Here is a 10,857-nt window from a genome sequence, read left to right as displayed (position 1 = left end):
CTGGCTACAGGCTCTTCAGCGGCAGGCTCAGGGGTTGGTGCCTCTTCGACTGGGGCTTCTTCGGCTACAGGCGCCTCAGCGGGGCCAGAATCCACCGAAGCAACGGAATCCTCGAGGGGCAGCTCGGCAGGAGCGCCGTCAACGGCCAATTCCGCGGCCTCTGGATCATCGGGATCCATCTCCCCGGGCGCCCGCAAGCCGGGCGGCGGGGTGGAGGGCTGGGGCACCGGCCCCTCGAAGCGGCTGTCGTCTCGCGCCCTCGACGCGCTGCGCTGGGTGGTGATCCGGTTGTTGTAGGGCAAAAGCGCCATCTCGCGGGCGTTCTTGATGGCCCGGGCGATCTCCTTTTGCTGCTGCTGGTTGTTGCCGGTCACCTGGCGGGCCCGGATCTTGGCCCGGTCGGACATGAACCGCCGCAGCAGGTTGATGTCTTTCCAGTCCACATAGCCGATGCCCTCCTGGGTGAGGACGCTGACCTTCTTCTTGCGCCGCCGGCTGATGTCTTTGGCCTTGGGCTTCTTCGGTCCTTTGGCCATCAGAACGGCTCTTCTTCAGGAATGTAGTCAGGGGCCTGGCTGCGCTGCTGGCGCCCGCCGCCGCCACCCTGGTAGCCGCCGCCACCCTGGTTGCGGCCCCCGCCGCCGTCGCGCCGCTCGTTGCGGATCACCTCCACGGTGGCCCACCGCAGGCTGGGCGACACCTCATCGGCGATGATCTCCACCTTGGAGCGGCGCTCGCCGTCCTGGGTCTCCCACGACCGCTGCTCCATCCGCCCGCTCACCACCACCCGGGTGCCCTTGACCAGGCTCTCGCTCACGTTCTCGGCCAGGGTGCTCCAGCAGGTCACGTCAAAGAACGACACCTGCTCCTCGGTCTCGTTGGTCTGGCGGTTCTGCCAGCGCCGGTTCCAGGCCAGCCCGAAGGTGGCCACCGCGCTGCCGCCGGCGGTGAATCGAAGCTCCGGGTCCCGGGTCATGTTCCCGGTAACGGTCACCGTGTTGTCGAATGCCATCTCTGTGTCTCCTTGGTTACCCGGTCGCAGCCAGGGGGGTGCCGTCGCCCAGCAGGCCGCGTCGGGCGGCCTCGTTGTCGGGCAGACGGATCAGCTTGTGGCGGACCACCTCGTCCGCGAGTTGAAGGAGACGTTCTATAGTGCCCATCTCGCGCGTCTCGGTCACGAATTCGAGGACCAGGTAATAGCCCTCGGATTGATGGTTGATCTCATAAGCGAAGCGGCGCTTGCCCCACCGGTCTTCGGCCTTCACCTCGCCGCCGTTGGATGCGATGTTCTCGGAAACCTGGGCGACGCAGGCATCCACGTTCGATTCCTCGACGCCCGCGTCCAAAATGATCATCAACTCGTATGCCCGCATGGCGAGCTCACCTCCCTGTGGACCCGGTGGCTACCGGGGCCCCGAAAACCGGGGCAGGGCCTGTATTTCAGGCAGAACTCTATCCGACGTGGCCGTAAAGGCCCAACGCCATCTCCTCGTCGGGATTCATCTTGTAGCACTCGTCGGAGTCGGGGAACGCCCCGGAGCGGACGTCGGCCGCGAACTGGGTCAGGGCGTCCACCCCGTCGGCGTGCATGGCGGCGTAGCGGCGCACGAACCGGGGCACCATCCTGGTCTCCAGCCCCAAAACGTCGTGGAACACCAGCACCTGGCCGTCGCAGTGGCCGCCCGCGCCGATGCCGATGGTGGGCACGTCCACCGCGTCGGTGATCATCTGGGCCACCGCAGCGGGCATCCCCTCCAACACGATGGCGAAGCATCCGGCGTGGGCCAGCGCCTTGGCGTCGGCCACCAGGCCCAGCGCCGCTTCGCTGGTACGCCCCTGCACCCGGTAGCCGCCCTGGGCCAGCATCGACTGGGGGGTGAGCCCCAGATGGCCCATCACCGGCACCTGAGCGGAGATGATGGCCTCGATCATGGGCACCCGCTCCGATCCGCCCTCCAGCTTCACCGCCTGGGCCCCGGCCCGCACCAACTGGGCCGCGTTGGTGACGGTGTCGGCGGTGGTCACGTGGTAACTCATCCACGGCATGTCGGCCACCACCATCGCCCGGGGGCGGGTGCGGGCCACCGCGGCGGTGTGGTGGACCATCTCCTCGACGGTCACGCTCATGGTGTCGTCGTGGCCCAGCACCACCATGGCCACCGAGTCGCCCACCAAGATGAGATCGGCCCCGGCTTCGTCGGCCATGCGCGCGCTGGGGGCGTCGTAGGCGGTGAGCATGACCAGCGGGTCGGTGCCACCGCTGCGCTTGCGATGGCTGATAACGGGAGCAGTGAGCTTCGAGCCCATGTTGTTCTCCTTCCCCGTCCAGCGCACTTCGGCTGCCGGCGGTTGCCGCCTACTGTAGTCCACCGCCCCGGCACCGGTGCCAACCCCTCGCCTGCAAATGCCCCGTGTTTGGCCACTAGTGTGCCAGCCATGGATGATTTGTTGGACCGGACCGATGCGGTGGGGCTGGCCGATGCCATACGGGCCGGGGAGGTGTCGGAGGCCGAGGTGCTGGAGGCCACCATGGCCCGCATCGACGAGCGCAACCCCGAGATGAACGCCGTCACCACGGTGGTGGAGCCGGAGCCGGCCGCCGACGGGCGGCTGCGGGGGGTGCCGTTCGCCATCAAAGACCTGCACTTCGCCATGCGGGGCACGGTGGCCACCCACGGGTCGCGGTACTTCGCGGATGCCCCGGTGGACGACCACGACGCCGAGGTGGTGAGCCGCTACCGGGCGGCGGGGATGGTGCTGGTGGGCCGCACCAACTCGCCCGAGCTCGGCCTGTCCACCACCACCGAGCCGGCACTGTTCGGCCCGTGCGCCAACCCACTGGACCCTGGTCGCAGCGCGGGCGGTTCCAGCGGCGGGGCGGCATCGGCGGTGGCCTCGGGGATGTTGACGGTGGCCCACGCCTCCGACGGGGGCGGCTCCATCCGCATACCGGCGTCGGCCTGCGGGCTGTTCGGGCTCAAGCCCAGCCGGGGCCGGGTGAGCTTCGGCCCCGACGCCGGGGAGAACTGGAGCGGCTACTCCACCACCCATGTGGTGTCTCGCACGGTGCGCGACAGCGCCGTGCTGTTAGACCTCACCTCCGGTCTGGCCCCCGGCGACCCCTACGTGGCCCCTGCGCCCGACGGGACCTTCGAGGCGGCTCTTGCGCCGCCGCTGCCCTCGCTGCGGATCGCGGTGTGGGATGGATCGGCCAACGGCATCGAGCTCGATGCCACCGCCCGGAGAGCGCTGGACGCCGCGGTGGCGCTGTGCGAGGAGCTGGGCCACCGCCTGGAAGAGGAGACCGATTTGCCGGTGCGCCGGGGAATGGGCGGGCCCCAGGGCGTGATCACCTCAGCGAACATCGCCGCCATGATGGCCCGGCGCGAGGCCGCTTGCGGGCGGCCCCCCGGCGCCGACGACCTGGAGCCGGTGGCCGCCTCCCTGGCCGCTAGGGGCGCCACGCTGACCGGGCCCGAGTACGCCCAGGCGATTCTGGACAGCCACCTGATGGGCCGGCTCATGGGCGACTACCACGGGTCGGGCATCGACATGGTGCTCACCCCCACGCTGGCCCGGGTGCCGCCGCGGTTGGGCGAGCTGGTGGCCACCGAAGACGACGTGGCCGAATGGGGCGCCCGCCAGGGGGCCTACAGCCCGTTCTGCGCCATGGCGAATGCCACCGGCCAGCCGGCCATGTCGGTGCCCCTTCACTGGGACGACCAGGGCCTCACGGTGGGCAGCCACTTCATCGCCCCCTACGGGGCCGAGGCGCTGCTGTTGCGGCTGGCCGCCCAGCTTGAGGAGGCCCGGCCCTTCTGGCCCCAGCCCCGCTAGCTCAGGTGCCCACCCGGCGGGCGTGGGCTCAGGCGACTGGCTGGCGACTAGCCGGCGGTCAGCGGGGTTGCAGCACGTAGCTGCGCAGGAGGTGGTTCCAGTGGCAGTCGGGGCACACCTCCACCTCGTAGCAGGTGAAGCGGCCCTTGCGCCGGGCCAGCTTGGCGATCTCCGCCGGGTAGCTGATGCAGCGCCCGAACGCCGGTAGGCGGGGTCCGAACACGTACGACACCAGCGACAGCTCGTCGCCGTAGCACACCGGGCACGGCTCGCCAGCGGCGGTGCCCACCTCCCGGCCGGCCCGCACCAACTCCGGATGGGCGTCGCACACCTCGTCGGCCATCCGGGTTCCGCTCTTGAGGCGGTGCAGCACATGGGCCCGCACGAGGCGATAGTCCACCGTTGAGGCGGGCTCGGGTTGAACCCCTACTGCTGCGGCCATTGGTTCGGCCATGGCGACAGAGTAGCCACATCTGCCAAGCGCGTTGCTTAACTTCTCTCCGACACGGCCAGCCGATTTTCCGCTAAAATCCGGCGGCTTTGCTCTGCGGGCAGATGCCCCTTCTGGACGCTTCGACCTTCGCCAGCCGACTTTTTCCGGCGGTTCCACCCGTGCAGCGGAAGGGCCATTTGTCATCGGCAACCACTACTGTGAGGCCATGGTGAGAGCTGTGCCGCGACCCCGATTTGTTGTCGGGCTGATAGCCGGCCGAGCACCGAGACCGCAGCCATGAGCGGAGCACTCGACGGCATTCGGGTCCTCGATCTGACCACCCGGATGGCCGAGGCCGCCGGCAAGACGATGGCCGACCTCGGTGCCGAGGTCATCAAGGTGGAGCCGGTGGTGGGGTGCGACGCCCGCACCACACCGCCGTTCGCCGCCGACGGCCGCTCGCTGTTCTGGGAGGCGTGGGGCCTGGGCAAGCACAGCGTGGTGTGCGATGTGGAGATTCCCCGGGCCCGCGACCAGTTACGGGCGCTGGTGGCGGGCGCCGATGTGCTGTTGGAGTCGTTCGCCCCCGGCTACATGGCCGGTTTGGGCCTAGGTCCCGACGAGCTGGCCGCCATCAACCCCAGGTTGGTGTACGTGTCGGTGACCCCGTTCGGCGCCGACACCCCCGACGCTGAGATGCCCATGACCGACCTCACCTTGTCGGCCGCCGGTGGGCTGTTGGCCATGCAGGGCGACCACGACCGGGTTCCCACCCCGGTGGGCTTTCCCGAGACGTCGTTTCTGGGGGCGATGCAGGCCGTGGCCGACGCCATCATGGCGCTGTGCGAGCGCGACCGCAGCGGACTGGGCCAGCACCTCGACAGCTCCATCCAGGCGGCGGTGATGTGGTCGCTGATGTCGATCACCAGCCATGCCGCTTTGGGAGAGGACTTTCCCGGCCGGGGCGACGACCGGGCCGAGGTGACCCACCCCGAGATCGTGCCCGGCCTGCGGATGCCGTTCATCGAGCCCTGCGCCGATGGATATGTGGGCATGACCCTGGTGCTGGGCGACCAGGGCAACCGGGGGATGAAGTCGCTCATGGCGTGGGTGATCGCCGAGGGCGCCCTCGACGACGACCTGGCCGAGGTGGACTGGGAGCGGTGGCTCGACATGCTGGGCGACCAGACGCTGAGCGTGGCCGACGCTGGCCGGGCCCTCGATCAGATGCTGGCCTTCCTCAAGACCAAGACCCAGGCCGAGATCCAGGAGCAGGCGGTGGCCGGCAAGATGCTGGTGTCCCCCTGCTACACCCCCGCCCATCTGGCCGACGATCCCCAGCTGGATGCTCGGGACTTCTGGGTGGAGGTGGACGGCGCGGTTCATGCCGGGCCGTTCGCCCGCCTGTCGGCCACCCCTATTGCCTTGCGCCACCCCGCCCCCGCCCTGGGCCAGCACCAGCGGCTGGTGGATGTCGTGTCGCCGGTTCCCGCCGCGGAGGCCCCCAGCACGGTGTGGGCCGCTCTCCGGGGGGCGCTGTTCGAAGGATTAAAGGTGGCCGATCTGTCGTGGATCGCCGCGGGACCGCTCATCGCCAAGGATCTGGCCAATTTGGGGGCCACCGTGATCCGGGTGGAGACCGAGGCCCGCCTCGACACCCTGCGCTGGATCCCACCCCATTTGCCCCACGCCTCGCCCATGAGCGCCGGGCACCCCATGGCCAACATGAACCAGTCGAAGCTCGGCCTGGGGCTCAACTACACCATTCCCGAGGCCAAAGCGGTCATCGACCGGATGATCGAGTGGGCCGACGTGGTGGTGGAGAACTACACCCCCGGCACCGCCGACCGCCTGGGCTTCGGCTACGAGCATGTGCGGGAGCTCAACCCCGCCGCAGTGATGCTGTCGAGCTGTATGAGGGGCCAGACCGGTCCCGAGGCCCGCCACACCGGGTTCGGGCTGCACGGGGCCTGTTTGGGCGGCTTCACCGCCATCACCGGCTGGCCTGATCGGCGGCCCCATCCGCCCTGGGGGGCCTACACCGACTTCATCTCCCCCCGCTATGCCCTCTCTGCGCTGGGCGCGGCCTTGCACCACCGCAACCGCACTGGTCAGGGCCAGTACATCGACCTCTCCCAGATCGAAGCCTCTATCCACTTTCTGGCGCCTTTGGTGCTGGAGTACCGCGACAGAGGCAGGGCGCGCACCCGGCCCGGAACCGACTCCGAGCGGGCCGCCCCCCACGGAGTGTTCCGCACCACCGGCACCGAGCGCTTCTGCGCCGTCGCGGTGGAGACCGATGAGCAGTGGGAGGCGCTGCGCTCGGTGGTGCCCGACTTGGGCATGGTGGACGACCGGTGGTCGGAGATGGGAATCGCCAACGCCGAGGAATTGTTGACGGGCTGGTTCGCCGAACAGGACGCCTTCGAGGCCGCCCAGAAGCTGCGGGCCCGGGGGGTGCCCGCCTATGCCGTCCTGCGGGCCAGCGACTTCTACGCCGACCCCAACTTGGTGGCCCGGGAGTTCTTCATCGAGCTCGACCACGGTGCCATCGGCAAGATGACCTTCGACGGTCCGGTCACCCTGTTCTCCGCCACCCCCGCCCGCCCCTGGCGGGCCGGCCCCCTGGTGGGCGAGCACACCCAGCAGGTGATGTCGGAGGTTCTCGGCTTCTCCGACGACGAGATATCCGCCCTGGCCGCCACCGGCGCCCTCACCTAGCCGACGCCCACCGACCCGAGGAGGCCTGCCATGACCGCCACCGAGCCTGATCGGACCCCGGCCGACCGGTCGGTGTATGAGCGCCTCGCTCTGCATCTGCCCAACGACATCGGCATCGGCAGCGCTCTCATCACCATGGTGGAGCCCCACGAGGGCTGCGAATACGAGTACAACCGCTGGTACGAAGACGACCACTTCTTCTCCGGGGCCATGCACGGCCCCTGGGTGTACGCCGGTCGGCGCTGGGTGGCGCCCCGGGCGCTGCGCGACCTGCGTCCTGCTGTCGACGAACCGGCGTTCGAGCCAGCCGACGCCGGCTGCTACATCTCGCTGTACTGGAGCACGCCGGGCCACGAGGACGACACCGAGCGGTGGAGCTTTCTGGCCATGGCCGAGGCCCTCATGCCCCACGGCCGGGGCTTTCCCCAGCGCGACCACGTCTACACCGCCTTCCACCACTACCGCTTCGGCGTGGTGCGCCCCGGCAGCGGCCCTATGAAGCCCCATCTGGCCCTCAACCACCCCTTCGCCGGCCTGGTGGTAGAGGTGGTGGACGCCGCCACCGTCGCCGACCAGGAGGCCCTCGAGCAGTGGCTGGTCCGCGACCACCTGCCCTCGGTGCTGCTGGGCTCGCCCGCGGTGATGTGCCTGGCCTTCGCCCCCCGGGAGTTCGCCCAGGGCCGCATCGAGCAGCCCGGCACCCCGCCAGTGGCCCCCACCGCCAAGGTGGGCCAGCGCCTGTGTCTGCTGTGGTTCTTGGAGCAGGACCCCGCCGAGGTGTTCCCCGCCGCCTTCGCCTCCCACCACAACGCCCTGTCCGCCCACCCCAAAGTCTCGCTGGCCCTGTCGGCCCCCTTCATCCCCACCATCCCCGGCACCGACGCCTACGTCGACCAACTCCGCTGACCAGGGGAAATGACGACTGCTACTAATTTGACATCAATTAGTATCGTTTAGTACTTCACTGATGGCATTTGCGATTTCGTTGGCTTGGTCTGCCTCCTGGGTCTCCATGAGGGCGCGGAGCCGGTCTTGCAAGTCGTCGGCAGCATGGAACTCGAATTTGTTACCTGCTCTGCTCTTTGACAGGAGTCCGAGTTCTTCAAGTGCGAGCAAATCGGTGCGGGCTGATTGGTACACCACCCGGTGGAGTTGTGCCTGGCCTCGGATTGTGAATGACTGGTACGGGTCATTCAAGGCGTCGCTGATTATGGAAAGCTGACGGTTATTGAGCCCTGAGACGCTGTGCAGGCGCTGCTTGGTCTCAGCGATCTCCGCTGTTTTTCGAGTCAAGTAATCCCGCAAGCTATCGATGGCTCGTTCGATCACCTCTAGCTGATCGAAAACGAAGTAGGTGGCGTCGTTGTGATCGGTTTCTGCCTTCAGATAGGACTTCTTGTACTGCCCTGGTGCCTTGCGCAGAATGGCGGAGATGGAGATGTACTGGGTCAGCCAATATCCCGACCGCAGCATGGACCAATAGAACAGGGCACGGGCGGTTCGCCCGTTGCCGTCGACAAACGGGTGGTCATAGCCCACCCAATAGTGGACCAGGATGGCTCGAACCACAGGATGCAGGAACCCTTCGACATTTTCGCAGTTGGCAAAGGCGCAGAGCTGTTCTAGCCGCTCTGGCAATTCCTCGGCGGGCGGTGGCCTATGCAGCACTGTGTCATCGGAGTCAACAACAAAGACTCGGTCTTCCCCGGGCAGCTGAAGACGACCAGCTTCCGACTCATCTTCCAAGGTGCCATCGATGACGATGCGGTGAAGTTCCAAAACGTCTTCTGGAGTCAGTGTGGTGCCATCGCGGGCTAGTTCTTCGGCTGCCAACATTGCATTGAAGTTGTTGGACACCATGCGCTCCCCGTGGGTTCGGGGGCGTCGCTGGGTCCGCAGCATCTCCTTCGCCGCTCTTCGGGTGGTTGCTGCGCCTTCCAGGAGGCTGGAGGTGATGGCCTCCTCCATGAGGGAAGAAATCACATAGCGGTTGCTAGATCCCACGTTGGTAACCGGGTCATCAGTCTGAATCTGGCCACTGGCGTACTTGTCAATGTTGTGGACCATTTCCTGAATGCGGTCGATGTTGGAGAACCGGAATGGCTCCCCCTTCACACTGGTCAGAGGCAGCGGGCGGGCAATTGCGGACCGACTGTACGCAGTTCCCATCCACCATTCGCCAAGGGTGAGGCCATCGGGCGGAGTCCGGTGCCGCATCTCGTCCCAGTGAAGGTACCGGCCTTTGGGGTCGACCGGCTTTCCTGACGTCAGCACCTCAATCACGCGGTGCTGGTCTTCTGGAGCGACTTCAGAGGCCAGATAAGTCCAAGTTGGAGGTATGAGCACCTTTGCCACGGGGTCACTCTAGAGCCGGTGAACCAGTATTACTACTAAATTAGTACCTATTAGTAGTAATTAGTACCTCCAATTGGCTGGCTGCGGTTCATCTCCCACCTTGGAACTACCATCGCCTATGTGACTGTGGAAACCCATTACCGGACCTGTCCGCTGTGTGAGGCCATGTGCGGGCTGGAGATCAAGACCGAGGGTGAGAAGGTGCTGCCCCCCATTCGGGCCGACCGCGACGACGTGTGGAGCAAGGGCTTCATCTGCCCCAAGGGCACCACGCTGGGCCACCTGCACGAGGACCCCGACCGGGTGCGGGTGCCGCTGGTCAAAGACGAGAACGGCACCTTCCAGAAGGCCACCTGGGAGGAGGCCTACGCCCGCTGCGAGGAACTGCTCCACGGCGTGCGCAACACCCACGGTGTTGATGCCATGACCTACTACATCGGCAACCCCGCGGCCCACAACTTCTCCATCAGCCGCTATGTGGGCGCGCTGGTCATGCAGTCGGGCGTGCAGATGGGCTATTCGGCCGGCACCGTCGACCAGTGGCCCAAGAACGTGTCGTCGGAGTGCATGTACGGCAACTCCTGGACCTTCCCCACCCCCGACATCATGCGCACCCAGTACCTGGTGGTGATGGGGGCCAACCCCCACGCCTCCCAGGGCAGCCTGTTGGCCTGTCCCGACGTGCTGGGCGAGATGGACAAGATCCGCGAGCGGGGCGGCAAGTGCGTGGTGGTAGACCCCCGCCGCACCGGCACCTGCGACCACGCCGATGAGTGGGTTCCCATCACGCCGGGCACCGACGCCGCCTTCCTGCTGGCCCTGTGCCATGTGCTGTTCGACGAGGGCTTGGTGGATCTGGGCACCATGGCAAACCACGTCAACGGTCTCGACGCGGTGCGGTCCCTGGTGGCCGACTGGACCCCGGAGAAGGTGGCCGACACCACCCAGGTGCCGGCCGAGACCACCCGGCGGCTGGCCCGGGAGATCGCCGCGGCCGACAGCGCGTGTGTGTACGGGCGCATCGGATTGTGCAACCAGGAGTTCGGCACGCTGGCCTCGTGGCTCATCGACGTGGTGAACCTGCTCACCGCCAACTTCGACGTGCCCGGCGGGATGATGTTCGGCAACCCCGTGGCCCCGGCCATGGTCACCCTCAACTTCGAAGCACCCAAAGAGCCCGAGTTCGGCCGCTGGCACAGCCGGGTGCGGGGCGCCCCCGAGGTGCTGGGCCAGGTGCCGGTGTCGTGCCTGTCCGAGGAGATCATGACCCCGGACGAGGGCCAGATAAAGGCGCTGGTGGTGGTGGCCGGCAACCCGGTGATCAGCTCGCCCGAGGCCGGCCGCCTGGATGAGGCGCTGCCCATGCTGGATGCCATGATCTGCATCGACAATTGGGTCAACGCCACCACCCGCCACGCCGATGTGATCCTGCCCGGGCTGTCCCCGCTGGAGCAGCCCCACTGGGACGAGATGATCTGGTCGTGGGCCGCCCGCACCGCGGGCAACTGGTC

Annotated in this window: 9 protein-coding genes and 1 pseudogene; 4 read left to right on the top strand and 6 right to left on the bottom strand. The window is 67.4% G+C overall.

All coding sequences use genetic code 11. The features are described 5' to 3' along the window. Nucleotides 1-293 precede the first annotated feature (293 nt). The 4 genes and pseudogenes from rpsR to panB form a co-directional block, all read right to left on the bottom strand. Nucleotides 294-536: pseudogene (gene rpsR / locus OXG30_04500) on the bottom strand (30S ribosomal protein S18). After that, nucleotides 536-1,012 carry a single-stranded DNA-binding protein gene (ssb, locus tag OXG30_04495; GenBank protein ID MCY4134159.1) on the bottom strand — a complete coding sequence of 159 codons (477 nt, stop codon included), beginning with the start codon at nucleotides 1,010-1,012 and terminating at the stop codon, nucleotides 536-538. Before ssb ends, rpsR begins: the two are co-directional and overlap by 1 nt. A gap of 16 nt (nucleotides 1,013-1,028) precedes the next feature. Further along, nucleotides 1,029-1,373, bottom strand: a complete 345-nt coding sequence (rpsF, locus tag OXG30_04490) for a 30S ribosomal protein S6 (protein ID MCY4134158.1) — start codon at nucleotides 1,371-1,373, stop codon at nucleotides 1,029-1,031. 79 nt (nucleotides 1,374-1,452) lie between these two features. After that, a complete protein-coding gene (panB, locus tag OXG30_04485) occupies nucleotides 1,453-2,307 on the bottom strand; it encodes a 3-methyl-2-oxobutanoate hydroxymethyltransferase (protein ID MCY4134157.1) in 855 nt (284 codons plus the stop codon). A gap of 129 nt (nucleotides 2,308-2,436) precedes the next feature. Here panB and OXG30_04480 point away from each other — a divergent pair, with 129 nt between their 5' ends. Further along, nucleotides 2,437-3,837: an amidase gene (locus tag OXG30_04480; protein MCY4134156.1), complete on the top strand. Its 1,401-nt coding sequence runs from the start codon at nucleotides 2,437-2,439 to the stop codon at nucleotides 3,835-3,837. A gap of 58 nt (nucleotides 3,838-3,895) precedes the next feature. Here the strand turns inward: OXG30_04480 and OXG30_04475 are convergent, their stop codons facing one another. Beyond that, a complete protein-coding gene (locus tag OXG30_04475; GenBank protein ID MCY4134155.1) occupies nucleotides 3,896-4,291 on the bottom strand; it encodes a DUF5318 family protein in 396 nt (131 codons plus the stop codon). Nucleotides 4,292-4,567: 276 nt separating this feature from the next. Between OXG30_04475 and OXG30_04470 the strand changes: the two genes are divergently transcribed. Beyond that, nucleotides 4,568-6,991, top strand: a complete 2,424-nt coding sequence (locus OXG30_04470) for a CoA transferase (GenBank protein ID MCY4134154.1) — start codon at nucleotides 4,568-4,570, stop codon at nucleotides 6,989-6,991. 30 nt (nucleotides 6,992-7,021) lie between these two features. Beyond that, nucleotides 7,022-7,897 carry a hypothetical protein gene (locus OXG30_04465; GenBank protein ID MCY4134153.1) on the top strand — a complete coding sequence of 292 codons (876 nt, stop codon included), beginning with the start codon at nucleotides 7,022-7,024 and terminating at the stop codon, nucleotides 7,895-7,897. Between the two features lie 33 nt (nucleotides 7,898-7,930). On the opposite strand, the gene OXG30_04460 is transcribed toward OXG30_04465, so the two are convergent. Further along, nucleotides 7,931-9,346 (bottom strand): Fic family protein, encoded by a 1,416-nt coding sequence (locus tag OXG30_04460; GenBank protein MCY4134152.1) that lies wholly within the window; start codon nucleotides 9,344-9,346, stop codon nucleotides 7,931-7,933. A gap of 165 nt (nucleotides 9,347-9,511) precedes the next feature. Here OXG30_04460 and OXG30_04455 point away from each other — a divergent pair. Then, nucleotides 9,512-10,857: molybdopterin-dependent oxidoreductase (locus tag OXG30_04455; GenBank protein MCY4134151.1), on the top strand; the 1,346-nt coding region annotated here is incomplete at its 3' end.

Source organism: bacterium, assembly GCA_026708015.1.
In the GTDB taxonomy this organism is placed as follows: domain Bacteria; phylum Actinomycetota; class Acidimicrobiia; order Acidimicrobiales; family Bin134; genus Poriferisocius.
The sequence above is the reverse complement of the archived record's forward strand: the minus strand, read 5'-3'. Positions and strand labels throughout refer to the sequence as shown.